Below are 18,212 nucleotides of genomic sequence, written 5' to 3'. Positions count from 1 at the left end.
AAGCGCTCTCCTCTACAAAGATTCGAGCCATCAACTAATGTGATGAACTTGCGTTCCAGATGACTAGTAAGGATACATCCAATAGGTCGCGTTGAGCTCGTTAGGCATCGAGCGCAAAGTTGGGGTCCGCTGCGGTGGCTTGAGGTGGCTAGATGAGGAGATGATCCGGCCGATATCGTCGAGGACCGCCCGGCTCGTTGAATAGGTACTATGATTGAGCGCGAACATTTCGCTTCCGACCGCAGAGACATCGATCGTCTCGATGCCCGAGACGAGAGTTGGACCGCTCTTAGTCACATAGCCCATTCGCGATTTCGACTGCGCCTTCTTCATCGAGGCGAGCAGAGCCAGATCAGTTGACGAGGCGTACACGGTCACCGCACCCGCGGCCGCTTTGATCTGGTTAGCCCGCTCCAGATAGAGGTCACGGTCGACGTCGGGTGCTGCGAAAATCAGCTCGGTAATGCCAAGCGCTGTTTGGCTCAGCGCTGCCTGCTGCAAGGCGCCCAATACCACTTCGCTGCCAAGGCTGTGTGCGATCAGGATGATCCGCGAAACGTTCCCCTCCGTCTTGATGAGCTTGAGAAGATCGAACAATCCATCGGTGGCATGCAAAGCACTTTCGCGGTCGTAATCGTAATCCGCCAACCCGCCTTTCGAGGGCCAGGAATAAATCATGACGCGGCCCTTGTAATTTGCATCGAAGGCAATCTGAGCGGCCTTGAACGCTGCATCCGAGAAAGGAACATTGTAGCCATGGACGAACAGCATCAGGCTGTCGGCAGGATTGGCGATCGCGGAGGCAAACTCCTCTCGTGAGAGCTTCGATAGAGTCTGGATTCGAAAGTGCTTTCCGTCCTGCTCGGCCTCTGTCCAAATGCCGTACAGATATGTCTTTGGCGTTTCGACTTCGCCCATCTTGTGAACGATCGGTATGCTCACAGTCACGCAGCCATAGGTATTCGTGGCCGAACGATCATAGGTGATCTGTTTCAGCTGCAGATTCGGGCCTCCCATCACCTCGCGGTTGGTCGCAAAATAAACGGGCACCAAGCCCTTGATGGCGGGCTTGTTGGGAGCCTCGGCGCCAGTTGGCGTCGGTTTCTCGGGAGGTGCTTCCTCACTTGCCTCACCCGTTGTGGGGCGATGATAGCCATAATCATGGCGTCTCGGACCATAATACCTCGGGCCGTAATACCTTGCGGCATGATGGTGATATCCTGTCAATGCACGCCCGTGGTGCTGATGCGTGTTTTGGGCTTGGGGCTTTGACGGTCTCGAGATAGGTGCTTGATGAGCGCAGCCGACGACAAACATGCAGACCAGAGCAATTAAAGCCGCGCGGAGCTGCCGGAACGACGAGAGCCAGTGCAGCGCATTTGAAGAATCGGCTCGCAATGTCGAGACGACCATGGCCCCTCCTCCTTACTTCGCAAGAACTTGAGATAGATTGACGGTAGCACCGAGCCATCCACGGTACCGATCGACGGCGGGTCCACTGGTCAGCTTGTAGGTGAAGCGCGCCTCTGCACCGCCATCGTTGATGGCGCAAGCAATGTTGCCGGCTCCGTTTGCCGTCTCGACATGCCAGGAGCAGCCGGTGATACGGTAGCCCGGCTCGGCTGGGAACGTCTCGGCGTAGTCGGCCGAATGCTCGGCAAACACGACGGGATGATCATCCTTGGTCTTGTCGACGGTGTATGAGCGCTCGATCTGCTTGAGCTCGACGAGTTGCGATAGCGGAACATTGACGATGAGCCGCCGGTCTTCTGGAAGCAACGTGTGAAGCGCGCCGGCCAGGATCTCGGGAATTTTCACGCCCTGATTGGCTTGCGTCTGCACATGGGTCGAGTTGAGCTTGCTCCAGTTCTCGAATGAGATTGTAGTGTCGACCCATTTGGTCCAGCAGACGGATGGTTGGGGGATAGCCGCAATCAGCTTGTAGAGCGGACTCGCGGCTATGACCGTGGCAGGAATGATGAAATTCACTCCGTTGACCTGGGCATCGTTCCATTTGACGATGCCGCCGACAGCGATACCGAGGAGCGCGCCGAACTCGTTGAACGCGGGACCTCCGCTGTTGCCGACGTTCATGACAGTATCGGTTTGCCAGCGCCCATTTGGGCTGGTTTGATTGCTGATCAGGCCGCTCGATATGCTCAGATCCAGGTCGAGGGGATAGCCGAGCAGATAGAGTTGGGTTCCCATTGGGGCCTGCTGGCTTTCATTGATGACCGGCATTGGGCAGCGCGATGCTCCGCCGCTGTTGCTGGCCGGCTGGGCCAACTCGAGAAGGGCAAGATCGTTGGCGTCGTCGCGGTGAATCGCGCTGACTTTGATTGGGTTTGCGTTGCGCGAGCCAAGGCGAGCATCGACCTCAAAGCTCTTGTAGTTTTCCTCGCGTCCGACCACATGGCTGTTGGTGAGCACGAGGTTGTCGCCGATCAGAAGGCCGGAGCCGCCTCCGACTTCCTGCTTGCCGTTGTACATAACGCCGACAAACTGGACATGAACAGTCCTGACGTTATAGCGCGCGGCGATCTGCACCGCGGCGCGATCGGCTAGCGCCTGCCCGGAGATGACAAAGAGCAAGGCGAGGGTCAGGACGGATAAAACGTTCTGACGGCTGCGATATCGAGTGGGCTGAGTTGTCCGCTTCCGTTCCATGCTGGATTACAATAGTTCATGATGGAATTGGGGTCGTATTTAGTGACTTTGTAGTCGCCGACCGATCCTGAAAATTTCTCGTTGCGGCACTGTTCCGGAGCATCGTCGCGGTTCTGCTCGTGAGTAAAGCCGAGCGCGTGCCCGAATTCGTGGACAGCGACCGCACGAATGCAGAATTCGCGCTTATTGATGCATCCTTTACTCCAATGATTGGAGCTGAAATTCAAGGTCATGCCCGAAGACTTGCCATCGAGATACTTGCCGACGACGTCGGTGTGCGCGCCCTCGTCGGCGATGCGCACATGGACGCCGGCTGCGCCCTCTTTACAGGCAGGCCAGGTCTTGGCGAACCAAACGCCTCCTTGTGCTGCGCTTTCCCAGGTCTCGGCCACGGCTTTTCGGACGAGTTCTGCATATTTCTGGTCATGAGGATTGAGGTTTTCCCAGCAGACCGGGATTTCCTTCACGTCCCATTTGGAGCTGCGGATCACAGTTCCGAAGAGCTCCATCTCCGACACCCCTGAGGGAAGCGCAGGCTGAGCCTTCGCGCTGCTGCAGGGGAGGAGCACGAGAAGAACCAGCAATCCGAGCAGGCAGTAACGAGTCATGTTTTATTGAGTAGGCGTTGGAGATGGCGGGAAGACTGGCACCGGCGCGAAGATAAAGCCGTTCGTCCGCGGGCCACCACCAGCCCTTGGCCGGCGGGCTGCGGCCCCCCCGCTCTCCGGCAACTCCTGCGACTTTTCCCCTCCCGGGATTGGTGTCGTGTAAATCGGATTGTCCTTTGATCCGAGCGCCGGCTGTTTGGCTGCATAGCTGGCCGAGCCAGACTTTGCTCCGTTGGCCAAGACGGCATTCGGCCCATTGATGTAGATACCGAGATTGCTGAATTGCTGCGCAGATGCGGAGGCTTGGATGGCGGCCGGTGTCCAGCGCGCCGATGTAAGGGAGTATTTGGCCTCGATGCCTCCGGTCACTTGGATCGAAAAAGTATAGGTCATCTGCGCTGGCTCAGCTATTTCCGATGGCATAGCCGGCGTCAGGTTGTTGGCGGCGATCAAAATTGCATTGTCGCGCAGCCAGGCCGCCAATGGCTTGGAGGCATCGACGGTGATGCGCTTGAAAGCGGCCCGTTCCGGATATTTGTTTTCGGCGAGAGCTTCGAGCTCGAGGAGCTCGGTCGGCGTTCCCCGGTAGCAGCCGCGCTCATATGTTGCCGGGCTAGATGCCAGCGGCAAGGTATCAGACGCAAGCTCGGCATTCTGTTTCAAGAGAAATGACCAGATCAGGTCGTAGGTGTCCTGCGCCGAAGCCGTGGGGCCGACATGGGTCACTTCGGCGGTGGTGGCACTTAGAACGCGCTTATAGTCGAAGGCGGTGCCGGACCCGACACCGCCGGTATCGGTTACTTTCAGTTCCAGGAAGAAGGTGCCGTATAGGAACGGGTCGATGTCGAAATGGGCGAAGCGGTCGAACGCCTCTTCCGGCCTGGTCTTGTAGATCTTGAGGTAGTGCTTCCGCCTTTCGCGCTCGATCTGATAAAAGGTGACGACCTCGCACCGGATCGATTTGAGAAAATATGGCAGTTCGCCGGCTGTGATCACGCCAGTCTGCGGATCGTGCACATAGTACAGGCTGGTGCATCCGCCCATCGCAAAGCAGGCGCCAAGGCAAGCCGCGGCCCGGCTGATCTTCCACATCGATTGTGCCCCCTGTCCGCTTCGCGTCGCTCGCGCGCGGATCTCCCGCCCAGATTGAAATGCTTTGCTCGTGCTTCGTCAAGAGTATCGGAAGCCATATGCAGCTTTTCGTTGCCATCGTATAATTCGATGCAGAGTTTCTGCGCGTTCTGACATTCAGAGCAACTGCGCCCGCAGCTAGATGATGAGACGCGCGTAAGTCACAGTCGGGCCGATTGCAAATAGCGAACCGTACGCCTATCAATGGCACATATTGGCGAAGTCGTTTGGACGAGTCGTTTGCCTGGGCCTGCGGACAGCCGCCTGAAGACAACGGAGTTCGGCAAGTGGAAGAAGGCAGCTGGTGAGCTTGCTCAATCACAGGCCTCGATGACGCATGCCAGAAGGGACGAACTGAGGAAGGCTCTGATCGAGCTCGACAAGTTGTTCCGCAAGGCGCCGCCGAGCGTGTACAAGGCTTACCGCAATCTTTCGGAGCGGCGTCTTGAAGAATCTGCCCGGAGTTTCGGTGACAGCGTCGGAGAAGGCCGCCTCCTTTGGTCCGTTTCCGAGGAGACCCCCGAGCAGGTTGCTGTGTCGCTTGGAGGTCTCATCCGGGCCATCGACCGCGTGCTGCTCGAGCGGCGGTCGCAATGGCCGATTGCATCGGGCGAGTGGCGCCTGGAGGCGCTCGGATGCTGGTTCATTCCGCGACAGGGCGTGAGCGCCGGCCGCCCTGCCCGGCGGAGCCAAGCCTATTCAAAGCGAGGCCTGCTATTTCATCGGATCCTGCCCACCTTCATTGACGGCTATGCCGTCGAGGTGGTCGATAGCCGTACCTTGCATAGTGCCGCTCAAGACCCCACGAATTGGAAAATGGGCGCCTGCCTTTTCGAGGCGCTCAAGCTTGAGGCGGAGTTCGCAACGGTAGACGGGGACAAGCGTTTCATCGTCAGCGGCGTCGATGCGCCGGCGGCGGGGAACGCGGTCTTGCTTCAGATGGCGAACGCGTTGCAGGAGAACTGCATCGCAATCGTCTGGCCCGAGCTCACGGTACCACCAGGACTGCGAGAAAAGATCGTCAAGTTCATCCGCGAGCGAGATGTGGCCGACCCGCTGGAGCCTCCGGAGATCGTCATTCCGGGAACGTGGCACGAGGTGGCAGGCAAGGAGATTGTGAATCGGGCCCGGATTTATGACGGTTATGGCGAGGAGCGGCTCGTCTACGACAAGATCGCCCCTTACGCCGATGACGACTGGGGGATCGAAAACATAACTGCTGGCGAGCGGATGTGCGTGCTTGCGACTGAAGGCGCCCTGATTGGCGTCGCAATTTGCCTCGACTTCTGTGACGTCTGCGACACGCCCTTCAGGGACCTGGATGTCGATGTGATGCTGGTCCCCTCGATGGGGAACGACCGCACCATGCAGGGCCACCAGACGACTGCGAGCCAGGTGGAAGTGAAGTTCGGCACGCGAAGTTTTGTCGTGCAACATCCCACCCACAACCGCTACGGGGATGGCCGGCTTGGTACTATATTACCCCTCCTCAAAGAGCCGAACGCTGTTTCCGCCCGGGAACTCGGTCAAAAGACCGTTTGGACTGCCTACAAATGGGGCCGGTGACACCCTAGATTCAGAGACTAAAATCAGAGTAAAGCGTTGTAAAATGATCTTAAGGGTTGTGACGTAGGGTATGGCCATGTCGGACGTAGCATTGGAAAAGATAGAGAGCGGCGAGGCCACCGCGACTGAGGCGCGGAGCGTCATTTCGGAATTCCTTAAAGAGGGATCCGAAAGCAGCCTGGAGCGTATTTACGCAACACTTGGGGCTTGGCTCTGGAATTCTCTGGAGAGCCGGCGCCGCGATCCGGAGCTGCGGGAATGGTTTGATATTCTGCGTCGGGTGAGCGCCTCGCTCGCGCCGAAGAATGCCGCCTATGCCGAGCGCTTCAGAGCGTTTTACGATCTTCTGCAGATGTCGATCAACACCGCCAAGGTTGCTCGTCCAAGCGAGGTCATGCACCGTCAGCATGTCGTCGAGATACTTCGGTTGTTGCGGGATGCACCGTCGCGTCAGCTGGAGAAGACGGTCATTGCTAAGAAACTGGATCTGAAGGATGCCAATCTCAGCCGCATTCTTCGCCTGATGACCAATGCGCGTTTTGTGGAACGAACGGCGGCTGGAAAGTTTGCTCATTTCGCGCTGACGCGCGATGGCCTTATGGCGCTTGAAAGGCACGAAGGGCCCACAGCAAGGGGCGCTGGCCAATTGGCGCAGCTTATGCGCAGGAAAATGGGTCTCAGAACCCACCCTGCCCTCACGGCTGAAGAAAATGTCGTTCTTCGCAGCCTGTTTGATTTGCCGAGCCCGATGCATCCTACGTTGCATGCGGCGGGACTAGTGATGCGTGACCCGCTTGGCGTCCGTCAGGTGATGGAGGACTACCTGCTTCATCCGCCGGCACCGACAGCTCCCGGCTATATGAAGGCGCGAACGAAGAGCTCGTATCATGGCTCGTCGGTGACGGTCGTGCAGGTGAAGAAAGCCGAAGGTCACGGCGCCTCCACATCGATTGAGGCGGTGAACAGTCCAAAGCCCGTCTCGTTCCCTTCGGGTATGCTGCACTTGAGCGCAGGAGAGGACTCCGAGCATGTCGAATGAGGATCTCGGGGCTTCGACAACGGAGCAGGCGCAAGGCGAATCGGAATCGCTAGTATTGTATGGAAACACCCTGCTCGATCGGTTGACCTTTGTTTCGACGACGTTCAGCTCGCTCATCATGAGCATGGGAAGGGTCGGGCGCGACAACCGCGAGGTGTTGGTGCCACTGGTCGAAGTCAGATTCGAAGGTCCCTCTGGCCAGGACGAAAGCGCCTTGAAGTCTTTCTTTTCGGAGCTCGTGCCGCTGGAAAACCTCGCCTTCGTCCTCGAAGACATCTCGGGTGATCTTGCAACTGTTTGCCACCAGCTGAGCGCTGTGAGCGAGGGACCGGTCAAGCCTGATCTCAGGCGGCTTGCCGAAACGAGCAGGTTCCTGCAGGACGCCAAAAGCAACCTGGACAAGTGTCTCGCCGATCTGGAGCGAATTGGTCAGCCGCCCAATCTTCCCTAGCGGAAGTCTTGAGAGCATCTGCGGCGAGACGATTCTTTTGCTTCTAACGCACAAAATTGTCCAGTCGCAATTGACCGCGTCATTCTGAGTTCGAAATGCGATTTTGATTTATCAACCGCGGGGCGTGCCTAGAAGCGTTCGCGGCGGGCTTCGGCTTCGCCGCGAAAGTGCGAGCCGATCGGATCGTGAATTAGCCCCGAGTGGCAAGACTATCTTACTGTCGGCGGGCGGCATGCGTTTCCCAAAAATGGAAATTCCCCTCTTCCATTTTTGGGAAATCGACGGTAGTATCCCTTCATGCTGGTGGTCGGCACGGACCTTGGTGAGCGCTATTTTGCCGAACGCTCTGGTCATCGGGGCATCGATGCAGCGCGCGCTCAATACAGGGCATGGCTGGCAATTGCTGAGGCTTCGGACTGGCGGACGCCGCAACAGGTGAAGCGATCGCATCCCAAGGCAAGCATCCTGAAAGGCGGACGCGTGGTGTTCAACATCAAGGCCAATGACTACCGCCTGATCGCCATGGTTCAATATCGTGATGGCGTGTTGATGATCCGCTTTTTCGGCAGTCATGAAGACTGTGACAAGGTGGACGCGGAGACGGTGTGATGAAGGCAACATTGATAATTATCCAGAACCAGGCCGATCATGAGGCGGCCAAGGCGCTTGTCGGCAAGCTGATGCAATCTAACGAGGCTGCCGATCGAGCGCGTATGGTAGCTCAGGCTCGCCTTATCGAGGCTTATGAACGCGCACGCTGGCCGCGCAAAGCGCCGCCGTTGCCCGATTTGCTAACCTATCTGGTGGAACAACATGGTTTGACGCGCGCTGATCTTGTGCCGCTTCTGGGCACTGCTAGTCGCGTCAGTGAGGTCATGTCCGGCAAGCGCGAATTGAGCATGACGATGGTGAAGCGTCTGCGCGAACGTTTCCATATTCCAGCGGATTTGCTGATCTCCGCGAGCGGAAGTGTTGCGGCTTAGGTCAATCGGGACCATGACTTTCGATAGGGGGCTACTTTGCTCGGCGGCCGTGAATATTTGCATCGACGCGAGAAAGTTCAGCGCATGCGATTCCAACGCCTTTTAGGGATTAGGGTCATCCATTGCTTGCAGCAGCTCGACTATGCACGGATACGAGCATCGGCGCCCCCGGTGGGCTTGATCCATTTGCTCACGATTCTCGCTCCGGAACAGGTCGAACGCCGGTATTGGACTGCGACTTGACGGCATTGAACAAAAAGTGAACAATCCCCTGACGACCCCTCTCGGATGGGCATAAAGCGCCAAAGCGCGCGAGGCGAGTGCTCGAAGGCTCTGCCGGACTTTCGGTCGGCGCTAGCTATGAAGGCTGGCTAGTTTTGTCAGAGGCAGGCAGTCAACAGGATGACGGGGAATGCTTGAGCAGGCAGAACAGACTCGACCAGTCATGACGGCGGACGAGAAGTCTTATTTGTTGCAGCTTTTCAATATGTTAATCCCCGCCGGATAGGCTCGCCGAGCGACCCCGGCAAGGAACCTTGGTTATCGGCGAGTTGTTCACAAGCTGGGACCATTTCTAGCAGCGTGGGCGCGCAATCCTGTAATAGGCTGTCTGTCATGGCCAAGAGCGACTTACTCATATCTCTCGTGCGCGCCGGTGTGACCGGCGATCGGCCAATGATGCGCTCGGCGGTCGAAGCGATTGTGGCTGATGAGCGCGCAAAGAGTCATCACGCGCTGGCCGATCGGCTTGAGCGAGCGCTGCAGACGATAGCTGTGACGCCGCCAAGTCTGGTTGCCTCTCAGCGGTCTCCGCAAGCTGCTGGGCGCGACACGATTTTAGAAGTTACGCCACGCATATCTCTCGATGAGCTGGTTTTACCCTTGCCTGCGCGCGCCGAAGGGATGCAGCTGATCGAGGAGCATGTGCGGGCAGACGTGCTGCGGGCAAGCGGATATGAGCCGCGGCATCGGGTTCTCCTGTCTGGTCCTCCAGGCAACGGCAAAACTTCCTTTGCAGAAGCGATTGCAGAGGGCCTTTCTCTGCCGTTTTTCGTGGTGCGGTACGACGCGCTCGTAGGAAGCTATCTAGGCGAAACAAACGCGCGTCTTCGCGCGCTATTCGACTATGCGCGAACCCAACCTTGCGTTTTGTTTTTCGACGAGTTCGATGCGATTGGAAAAGAGCGTGGAGATGATCACGAAACGGGCGAAATCAAGCGCGTTGTTTCGTTTCTCTTGATGCAGATCGATAAACTTCCCAGTTACGTGGTAACAATAGCGGCTACGAATCATGCTGAATTGCTTGATCGAGCCGTATGGAGACGTTTTCAGATAAAGATTGCATTTCCCGCTCCGCAAGTTGCGGAAATCGCACATTTCATAGAACGAATTTATATGGGCTGGCCCGAGCGCCCTTCGCTGTCGGCTTTTGAACTCGCGCAAAAGATTGACGCAACCTCCTATGCTGAAGTGCTTGATTTCTGTCAGAACGTTCGACGGCGACAAATTCTTGGTCTTGGTGAGATCTCGATCGATTCTGCGGTCAAGACTGAACTCGAATTTTGGTCATCGAGAGTAAAGCCAGAGAACCTGCATGGCGGCCGATCCAACGAAGCCTCTGCTGCGACTGACGCCAGGCAATCAGGCGGCAAGACCAAAAGGCAGGCCGCAACCGATCCCCAGGCCGGCTAAATTCACGGCTGCTGCACAGAATGCAGCATTTGGCCCCCGCTTCCGTCGCCTCGAACAAGTCTTGGGTCGAGACCCAAGCGGCTTAACTTTGCGATCAGACCCGTCCGCGCTGGCGCCAGAGCGGCTGCTGGTTTTTGAGGTTCGGGGGGCAGTTGCGAATTTTGCGAATGCGATCCGAAGAGTGCCTGGTCTGGAGCTCATCGATGAAGAGGAGCTGGAGGGCGATGAGAAGGACAAGTCGCCTGAGGCCTATCTTCTTGTGCCAGATGTCACGGCTTTGCAGAACATCCTGTCGCTCTGGAAGAGATGGGTATCCGGGCAAGCAATTGGGGAGGGGTTCGCACCCTGGCGGGATGTCTTTGCGACGCTCCGTGACATCAGAGTATGGGGGCCGGGAGATCGTGTTCAAGATGGTGATCGAGAGATCCTTGCGCACGAGATCGAGCTCATGGGAGATGAGGAAATTCTCCCCGTTGAGATCGAGCTTGTGTTTCGATCGTCGGAGGACATGGCGGCTTCGAACCAACAAGGAGTCATCAGCGAGATTAGGGCGGTCGGTGGCACTCTTGTGACGCAGTGCCGGATCCCGGACATCGCCTATCATGCCCTTTTGGCTAACCTGCCAGTTGCCGCGATCCGGCAAATTACCGAGCGCTCCGCGACCGGGTTGAGCGGCATGGACCCGGTCATGCACATTCGGCCACAGAGTATTGTTGCGCCGGTGCAAGTCGAAGACGCCAGTCAGCTCCAAGGCGGACTGGGACCGCTTCCTTCTGAAGGCCAACCAATTTTGGCCTTATTGGATGGCGTGCCCGTTTCCCAGCACCCTCTGCTTCGTGATCGAATGAATGTCGACGATCAATTCGATTTAGAGGGCGCAGCCGTCGTGGCTGAAAGGGCTCACGGCACAGCTATGGCTTCTCTGATCGTGCATGGCGACCGAAACACCAATGAGCCGCCGCTGGCGCGCCGCATCCATTGCATACCGCTCTTGGGGGCTGCTGATCAATTTCCTGAGGACCGGCTGATTGTCGACCTGGTTTATCAAGCTGTGGTCTCGATGCGGCGCAACGACGATCCGAGCGCTCCGTCAGTTGTGATCGTCAATCTTTCGCTCGGCAATGTCCGAAAGCCATTTCATGGGCGGCTGTCGCCCTGGGCGAGGTTGGTCGACAGATTGGCCCATCGATATGGAATTCTGTTCTGCGTGAGTGCCGGCAATCACGCCGGCTCATTCGAGATAGCATCCATCCCCACCATGGCTGCTTATGAAGCGACGGACCAGCCCGATCGGGCCAGACATACGTTGTCCGCGCTGTCGCGATTGATCACTTCTCGCCGGCTGCTTTCACCGTCGGAAACAGTGAACGGGATCACGGTAGGCTCCGCCAATATCGACGCCGTTAGCGCAGCCGATCGCCGTAGCGCTAGAGGCAGGGTCGATCCGTATCATCCGATGATCATCACCAATCCATCCAGCGGATTGGGTCCAGGATTTGCAAACGGCGTCAAACCGGATATTTTGATGCCTGGCTCTCGTGAGCATTTAACCATGGTGGCCAGTGGAACGGCGCTTGCTGTAAGGCCAAGTGGACCTGCTCGACCGCATGGGCTCAAGGTTGCAGCTCCGCCGCGCGAGGGCAGCAGCAATTGGGAGCATTACACTTCCGGCACAAGTGCTGCGGCAGCTCTGGCCTCCAGGACGGCTCACAGAATTCATGACGCTTTGGAAGACACGTACGGGCAGGACTTTCTGTCCCTGCCCCACCATCAGCGCGCCGCGCTTCTCAAGGCGCTGTTAGTGCATACAGCCTCGTGGCCGCAAGATAGCGCCGAGCTCATCAAGAGCGTGCTAGGTCCAGCTGATGCAAAGCAATTCGTCAGGCAGAAGGATAATATCCGGCGCTTCTTAGGCTACGGCGTTGTTAGTCCGGACGATGCAATTTATTGCGCTTCCGACAGGGCGACGTTTTGGGCCGTCGGAACGCTGGCGCAGGAGACAAGACGTTCGGTTGTTGTTCCGTTACCGGCTTGCATGAGCGGCCAATCTCTCCCCCACTCGGTGACCGCAACGCTTGCATGGTTCACGCCCGTGCATCCCGGTCGACAATCGTATCGCTCAGTGAAGCTTTCGCTTTTGGCGAGTTCAGATGAGATCGATCAGTTCCGCGTGCAGCCATCCAAGACGCAGCCTGATGTCAATCAGGCAAGCAAGGGGACCGTTTTCTCTCGGCGCTGGCTGGGCGACAAGGCGCCGGCTCTGACAGTCGATTCTGAAATCGAGCTGATCATTCAACGCGAGCCTGACAGAGGCAGCAAGATAGACGAGCAAGTTCCGTTCGGCGTTGCTGTAACCGTAGCCATGCCAGGCATCATTGAGGTCTACAATGAGGCTCGAGCGCGGATTGCGCCGCCCATTGCCGTTCCGGTCCGCTAGCTCGATTGTGCTCGACCTTTGAAAGACGGATCTCACCAGCGATGGGCCTGCCTAAGGTGCCCGGAGGTGCCGCATCAATCCAAGAGGTTGAAATCCCGGGCCAAACGGCGCAGCTTTTGCACCTTTGAAATTCTCAGGTTCTCAGGCAATGAAGCCCAAGGTCTCTGGTTGCTCGCCTTCGATTCCCGCAGCGTGGACGGTTTCGTGTTCGGCGCGAGCTATCCGGCCTTGAAGAATCTCATCTCGTAAGATCGGCGACGTCCGCCTCCTCTAATGCCGCTGAACTTTCGGGAATATGTCGTTGAGCGCACAGTTTTCAGGAGCAGGGACGATTTTTCATGACCGGCGTTTGCCCGAAGCCGGTGCTCCGGCCGGCTATGCCGCCCTCATCGACGCTTATCACCTCTCCGCTCCAATTCCACGGACGCTCTCGGCGATCGGGACCAAGCATCGTATCCTAGAGCAGGATGGCTGGCGCCTTTACACACCTCGGCACGCCCCAGAAGCTTCCCTTGAGGCGCATCTAACATTGCGCTGAAATACGAGGGCGTGGATCTTGCCGTCCTGAAGCGGCTTTTTCTTGCTGTGGCCGAAGGCGAAATCGTCGAGCTGGTCAAACAGAAGCTGACCGGTCTTTACAGGCGTCGCATCTGGTTCCTGTATGAGTGGCTGCTCGGTCGAGAGCTGAACTGAGAAAGATCTTCCGAATGAAGCCAGAGTTCTTCAAGGGTTCGACACGTTCTGCGCCGGCGTCGAGCGTTTAGTCGATATGCCCGAGAGGACGCTGAATAACCTCTTCGGCTTTCTTCGGCAAAATCAAGGTAAGCTATCAAACCGCGCACGAGCCAATGAGTTCGCGGCGCTGACCCAAGAGGAAGTCGAGAGGATTGAACAGTTATACGCAGGTTCATTTGGCAAAGCAGAGCCGTAGCCAAGTCTCTGCCGTGCAGCGAGCGAGTATCGCTTTTTCAGATCCTGGAATCTGAATATGACTGCTCAAGTGGATCAGACTCGACGCGAGATCGGCTACCCCAGCCCGGATCGGGGGAGGCACGGAAGCAATCGAGAGCTTAGCGTATGTCCCTGGCTTACGCAGCTTCCCACGGGTTTGCCCAAGCAGGAAAATCAAACCCCTCGTGCTGCTTCTGAGGACGACGCCATAAACGTCAATGGTTCAGTCAACGAGCGAACGGTGGCGTCGGCCACAAGTGGAGGCCAGACCTGATTACGTCCTTTGCCTTTGGCGGCATACAGGGCGTGATCGGCCGCAGCAATTAATTCCAGAGGAGACAAATCCGACGGCGAACAAGCTGCGACGCCAAAACTGGCGGTGACGATGCCTAAGAGGCTCCGGCCTTCATTGGGGATCGCAGCAATTTCGATCGATCGGCGAATGCGTTCGGCCAGCCGCACGGCATCCATCATCGCCATATCCGGCAGGATTATCAGGAATTCTTCGCCTCCATATCGGGCGACGAGGTCACCCGTCCTTCGTATCTCTGCCTGAAGTATGGCGGCGACTCGTTTCAGGCAGAGGTCGCCTGCAGCATGTCCGTAGCGATCGTTCAAGTGCTTGAAATGGTCGATATCGATCATGACAGCTGAAACGGGCGATGCTCGGCACTCGGGGCGAGACCAAACTCGCGACAGTTCATCATCAAGATGCAGCCGGTTTGCTAACCCCGTCAATGGATCGCGGCGTGAAGCGGCGTCCGCATCGGCGTGCCTGAGCCGATCTCTCAGCGAATAGAGGTAGGCTCTACGGAGATCGCGCTCCATTGTATAGTTTGCGATCAGAGTGATGTAACCGCAGATGAGGAGCTGAACGATGATGGTCACCGCTATCGGGGCGGAGATGTAGCTTGCGGATATGACGAACGCGGTGTGAAGCAACAGGATCGCGGCAGTCACGACACGAGCGAAGCGGAATTCGAGTCTGTGCAGTGAGACATTGGTGTAGAGCAAAGTTGGAATCACCACGTACTGGTAGTGCGCAGCGCTCTCGCTCGCCGTCAGGGCAAAACCGAGGTCGATCTGCAAGATGATGAGTAGCGGAACACTGGCTGCTAGGAGCTCCCGTACGAAGGGCCTCGGTTTGCGCGATACGAGCCAGGCGACCAATAGCATCCACGGAGTCACTATTGAGAAATGTACCCACATGGCCAGCCGCACGACGTCCGGGACCAGCAGCCAATCTCCGAGCAGAAAAAGGTTATAGAGGGGAGCCGAAACGAGCAGTCCGATCGTCAAGCGCTTACACCGCTTGTCGTGCATGTCGGCTTCAAATTGCCGTTCGATGTCCGGGGGGAATCTGATCGATCGCGTCCGTCGCCCGTTCACGCAGGCGTCGACGGAAGCTAATGTTACTGCGATCTCGTTCATTCCAACCTGCCACTCGGACAAGCGGCAGTATAGTTTCTATGCGTTACCGGACCACTTCGGCGAAGCGTAAATATTCCGTTTGATTTCCGGTTTGATCTTACCCTCTCCAGAATCTTGGCCATTTCAGCAGGAGATGAATGCCGTCGGTCCCGTATTTTCCCGGTGAAAGATCAGCAGACCAGTGGCGACTATTCGGCTGCTCCTCACCGTGGCTCGCCGAGCCGACCGCCCCTTCAGGCGTGTGCGTCCGCGGAGGGTTGTATTTGGGGCGCGGTGAGACGCGCCCGCGGGTCGGGCGGCATTAAGAATGGCAGCCCAGGCCAGAAGTCCATAGACGCAACCCAAGCTCCGAGGACGGGTGCAGCCGAACCAGATGGTTGACATCCTCAAGTCCGCTTTCCTGGAACGACAGCTCGGGATCTGGCACTTTCTTGGCGATCTTGCCGCAGCAATACCCTTCCGGGAAATAGCTGACGCTGCTCGCAAAAAATTAGGTTACGTTGAGGGGTGCCATGAGCGCAGCCGGAAGTACCGCATCAGAGGACATCGAACTGGAACGCCGGCTGTTCTATCTGCCGACGCTTCATCTCGATCCATGGACGAAGGCTTGTGTTGACGGTCGCGCAATCTACCTCGATGGGCTTGAGGCGTTCAAGATTAGGAGGGCTATGCCAGCATCTCGCGCATAAGATTGTTACCGAGTTTGTCGATGCATCTACGTAGAAAGGAGGACGCGAACCAGGAGTACGCCGGATCGAAGTGCGCCTCGACGAGATTGAGCGCGAAATCAGACGCGTCCATCCGAAAGCCGCAACTGGCTTCGCCAAACTTCGCGTTGCGCCTCCTTAAGTTGGAAGGCGGCGGACTTGGAGCCTTGCCACAGCGGCAATGTTCGCATCCTTAGTACAATAGCTCCAAGTTGACTTCGCTCTTGGCCACGAGTTACATCCACATGCTGGCAAACGGGAAAGAAAGACCTTTGAATCGAGATGCTCGGCCGTTGTCGCCCATCTCACGACGGCCCAAGAAAAAGAGCCCGCTCGGTCGTGCCGAGCACTTGGCTGGGCTCATTTTGTCCGTTGTCCGTCGCGATGGGATGAAGACCGGCGATCGCCTCATCGAGCAAAAGCTTGCCGATGCGCTTGGCCTGTCGCGCGCGCCAATTCGCCTAGGCTTAAAGGCTCTAGAAGAGGCGGGGTTCGCGCGCGGTGAATTGCACCGCGGCTTTGTCTTGACAAGAGACCCTACGAGCGTAGCCGCACAATCCACACTGGCGGCGGTAAGCCGCGCGGAAGAGGCCTACGCGACGATTGCAACGGACGTGGTCGCAAAGCGCCTTCCCGCCGATGTCACGGAAGCCGAATTGCTGCGCCGTTACGATCTAACACGCACCGAATTACAACGACTGCTGGATCGGATCGCAGCGGAAGGGTGGATCGCGCGCTCACCGGGCTACGGGTGGCGTTTTGCTGAAACTGTATCAAGTCCCGAAGCGCAGACACAAGTTATGGCGTTCCGCGCGGTGATCGAACCAGCAGCAATTGCTCAACCTGGTTACGCTCTGGCGCCAGAGGTCATCGAGCGACTTCGCGAGCGCCAGCTGCGCATTTTTGATGGCGAGCTGGAAAAATTCACGATAGGTGAAGTGTTTCAATGGGGATGTGATTTCCATGAGGAGATCGCGCGCGGTGCCAAGAATCCCTTCTTCGTCGAGTCACTTAAGCGCGTAAATTCGATTCGTCGCTTGTTTGCATACCGAAGCTTCGCTGATCGCGACGGCATGCGCCGGCACGTGAAGGAACACCTGAGGCTGCTCGACGTCCTGGAGGCCCGCCGGTATGCTGATGCATCGGCTCTGATGATGCGTCATATTCGACGCCCGCTTAAGGTGTACGTCTTCAGATAGGTGCCACAGGCGGATCCGTTTCCGAGTTGCATTTCGACAGCTTAAACTGCTCGCCGGACACTGTCGACAAAGCGTGGCACGTCGTCAGTTGTAAGGCCGGCCAGATTGATCCTGCCGTTTCCAACGATATAGATCGCATCATCCTTGCGGAGACGGTCGATCGTGGCAGAATGCAAGGGTAAGGTGGAGAACATTCCCTTTTGCGCCCCGAGCTGAGAAAATTCGGGCATACCCCGTCCGACGGCCGCACGAATTTTTAAAATTCTTTCCCGCATCGTCGTGAGCTCGCGAAGCCAATCCTGACGAAGGGCGGTGTTCGACAGGATAGTGCCGACGACCGCAGCACCATGGTCGGGCGGCATGGACCAGTTAACTCTCGCTAGGGCAGCCATGGCTTGAACAGTCCGCCCTACTGAGACCGGGTTCGTGCCATAGACGAAGAGCGCTCCGGTCCGCTCCCGATACAGTCCGAAGTTTTTGCTACAAGAATAAGCGACGAACGCTTCGCTCACGCTGGACAGCACTATTTCTAGTCCTTCTCTATCCTGCTCTAAACCATCACCGAATCCCTGATAGGCAAAGTCGATGAGAGGAATGAGGCCTCTCTCCTCCACAAGTTGCGCGATCGCCCGCCATTGATCAAGGCTAAGATCCGTGCCCGATGGATTGTGGCAAGTCGCGTGAAGCAGCACGATATCCCCTCTCCTTGCGCTCTTGAGCGATGAGAGCATTTCGTCGAAGCGAAGCGTTTGAGAAATGACGTCGTAATAGGTGTACGTACCTATTTCCAATCCCACGGCCTCAAAGATTGGAATGTGGTTGCCCCATGTCGGCAGGCCCACAAATATCCGGCTAAAGGGTGCCGCCAGCTTTATGACCTCGCAAGCTAACCGGACCGCACCGCCGCCGCCAGGTGTCTGAACGCCACCTAGTCGATCCACCTCGATGTTTCCGATCGCGAGCTCGCGGATAAGGCTGACGAACTTTGTGTCACCGAGTGGGCTTACGTATGATTTGGTGTCCTGTCCCTCGACCAAGAGATGTTCGGCGGCCTTCACCGCGGACAGGACGGGCGTAACGCCGTTATCGTTTCGATAGACCCCCACACTCAGGTCGATCTTGTCCCGCCGAGGATCGTTGCGGCATGCCTCGGCTAACGCCAACACGGCGTCGGCCGGCAGATCAGGCAGGGCTTGAAACATAGCTTCTCCTTACTGAACGATCGTTTGTGCGGCTCATTGGCTCTATGCAATGAGGGCTGGAGTTGGCGCGCCTCTTCAATCGGGCACGGGCGTGGCTTCGTGGACGAAAGGCATTCTTGGTGCGGCGCTTCCGTTTCACCAAGAACGC

General features: G+C 57.3%; 14 protein-coding genes and 1 pseudogene. 9 read left to right on the top strand and 6 right to left on the bottom strand.

From position 1 onward, the window contains the following. Positions 1-63: 63 nt before the first annotated feature. From XH91_RS36725 to XH91_RS36705, 4 genes are all read right to left on the bottom strand, one after another. Complete coding sequence (locus XH91_RS36725; protein WP_128929974.1) at positions 64-1,413, bottom strand: alpha/beta hydrolase; 1,350 nt, start codon at positions 1,411-1,413, stop codon at positions 64-66. 12 nt (positions 1,414-1,425) lie between these two features. Further along, on the bottom strand, positions 1,426-2,592 hold the full coding sequence (locus XH91_RS39795) for a S1 family peptidase (protein WP_232995545.1): 1,167 nt from the start codon (positions 2,590-2,592) through the stop codon (positions 1,426-1,428). Positions 2,593-2,600: 8 nt separating this feature from the next. After that, the gene (locus XH91_RS36710) at positions 2,601-3,176 is read right to left on the bottom strand and encodes a matrixin family metalloprotease (protein ID WP_232995544.1); all 576 of its coding nucleotides are present in this window, start codon (positions 3,174-3,176) and stop codon (positions 2,601-2,603) included. Between the two features lie 102 nt (positions 3,177-3,278). Continuing rightward, positions 3,279-4,367 (bottom strand): hypothetical protein, encoded by a 1,089-nt coding sequence (locus XH91_RS36705; RefSeq protein ID WP_128955132.1) that lies wholly within the window; start codon positions 4,365-4,367, stop codon positions 3,279-3,281. A gap of 279 nt (positions 4,368-4,646) precedes the next feature. Here XH91_RS36705 and XH91_RS36700 point away from each other — a divergent pair, with 279 nt between their 5' ends. The 8 genes and pseudogenes from XH91_RS36700 to XH91_RS36665 form a co-directional block, all read left to right on the top strand. Next, complete coding sequence (locus XH91_RS36700; RefSeq protein ID WP_128929971.1) at positions 4,647-5,972, top strand: carbon-nitrogen hydrolase family protein; 1,326 nt, start codon at positions 4,647-4,649, stop codon at positions 5,970-5,972. 76 nt (positions 5,973-6,048) lie between these two features. Then, a complete protein-coding gene (locus tag XH91_RS36695; RefSeq protein ID WP_128955131.1) occupies positions 6,049-7,011 on the top strand; it encodes a helix-turn-helix domain-containing protein in 963 nt (320 codons plus the stop codon). Next, complete coding sequence (locus XH91_RS36690) at positions 7,001-7,462, top strand: hypothetical protein (protein WP_128929969.1); 462 nt, start codon at positions 7,001-7,003, stop codon at positions 7,460-7,462. The genes XH91_RS36695 and XH91_RS36690 overlap by 11 nt, the downstream gene beginning before the upstream one ends. A 297-nt stretch (positions 7,463-7,759) precedes the next feature. Next, a complete protein-coding gene (locus XH91_RS36685; RefSeq protein WP_128929968.1) occupies positions 7,760-8,071 on the top strand; it encodes a type II toxin-antitoxin system HigB family toxin in 312 nt (103 codons plus the stop codon). Beyond that, the gene (locus XH91_RS36680) at positions 8,071-8,445 is read left to right on the top strand and encodes a helix-turn-helix domain-containing protein (RefSeq protein WP_074274398.1); all 375 of its coding nucleotides are present in this window, start codon (positions 8,071-8,073) and stop codon (positions 8,443-8,445) included. Before XH91_RS36685 ends, XH91_RS36680 begins: the two co-directional genes overlap by 1 nt. A gap of 615 nt (positions 8,446-9,060) precedes the next feature. Continuing rightward, positions 9,061-10,137: an AAA family ATPase gene (locus XH91_RS36675; protein WP_128929967.1), complete on the top strand. Its 1,077-nt coding sequence runs from the start codon at positions 9,061-9,063 to the stop codon at positions 10,135-10,137. After that, positions 10,040-12,574 (top strand): S8 family serine peptidase, encoded by a 2,535-nt coding sequence (locus XH91_RS36670; RefSeq protein WP_128929966.1) that lies wholly within the window; start codon positions 10,040-10,042, stop codon positions 12,572-12,574. The genes XH91_RS36675 and XH91_RS36670 overlap by 98 nt, the downstream gene beginning before the upstream one ends. A gap of 295 nt (positions 12,575-12,869) precedes the next feature. Then, positions 12,870-13,264: pseudogene (locus tag XH91_RS36665) on the top strand (Fic family protein); the annotation flags it as partial. Positions 13,265-13,699: 435 nt separating this feature from the next. Here XH91_RS36665 and XH91_RS36660 read toward each other — a convergent pair. Continuing rightward, a complete protein-coding gene (locus tag XH91_RS36660) occupies positions 13,700-14,956 on the bottom strand; it encodes a GGDEF domain-containing protein (RefSeq protein ID WP_128929965.1) in 1,257 nt (418 codons plus the stop codon). A 1,096-nt stretch (positions 14,957-16,052) separates the two neighbouring features. On the opposite strand from XH91_RS36660, the gene XH91_RS36650 reads away from it, so the two are divergent. Beyond that, positions 16,053-16,862, top strand: a complete 810-nt coding sequence (locus XH91_RS36650; RefSeq protein WP_232995542.1) for a GntR family transcriptional regulator — start codon at positions 16,053-16,055, stop codon at positions 16,860-16,862. 41 nt (positions 16,863-16,903) lie between these two features. Here the strand turns inward: XH91_RS36650 and XH91_RS36645 are convergent, their stop codons facing one another. Continuing rightward, positions 16,904-18,064, bottom strand: coding sequence for an amino acid aminotransferase (locus XH91_RS36645; protein ID WP_128929963.1), 1,161 nt, complete (start codon positions 18,062-18,064; stop codon positions 16,904-16,906). Positions 18,065-18,212 lie beyond the last annotated feature (148 nt).

It is taken from the genome of Bradyrhizobium guangzhouense, from assembly GCF_004114955.1.
Lineage (GTDB): Bacteria > Pseudomonadota > Alphaproteobacteria > Rhizobiales > Xanthobacteraceae > Bradyrhizobium > Bradyrhizobium guangzhouense.
The sequence above is the reverse complement of the archived record's forward strand: the minus strand, read 5'-3'. Positions and strand labels throughout refer to the sequence as shown.